The organism is Psychrobacter sp. W2-37-MNA-CIBAN-0211, assembly GCF_040309405.1.
In the GTDB taxonomy this organism is placed as follows: domain Bacteria; phylum Pseudomonadota; class Gammaproteobacteria; order Pseudomonadales; family Moraxellaceae; genus Psychrobacter; species Psychrobacter glaciei.
Map to the genome: position 1 here is coordinate 1 of NZ_JBEOOU010000058.1, position 367 is coordinate 367.

2 protein-coding genes are annotated in these 367 nt (G+C 40.9%); both read right to left on the reverse strand.

The window, feature by feature from the left end:
- Positions 1-120 (reverse strand): RNase adapter RapZ (locus tag AAEY72_RS14275; RefSeq protein ID WP_352311160.1); only part of this gene is annotated, 120 nt, incomplete at its 3' end.
- The coding region (locus tag AAEY72_RS14280) for a PTS sugar transporter subunit IIA (protein WP_352311158.1) at positions 117-367 on the reverse strand (251 nt) is incomplete at its 5' end. The genes AAEY72_RS14275 and AAEY72_RS14280, both read right to left, overlap by 4 nt.

The window sequence follows — 367 nt, forward strand, 5'->3', positions numbered from 1 at the left end:
TAATGTGCCAATGAGTGGTAAAGGCAAATTATCAACACAATAATATCCTAGGTCTTCTAATACTCTCAGGGCAACGGATTTCCCTGAGCCTGAACGTCCCGATACTATAACTAGTTTCATGCAGTAATAACCTGATAAAGTTCTGTTGCGTCGTGAGTTTTACGAAGCTGTTTCAATATTTGCTTATCGCTTAACTTTTGGGCCATGCTCGATAACGTGCCTAAATGTTGTTGGCACTGGTCTGCAGGGACTAACAAAGCAAATAAAAGATCCACGGGTTGCTTATCGATTGCATCAAAGGCAATGGCTTCTTCACATTTAATAAATATCGCGATAGGGTGATCGATGGTCGTTAATCTACCATGAG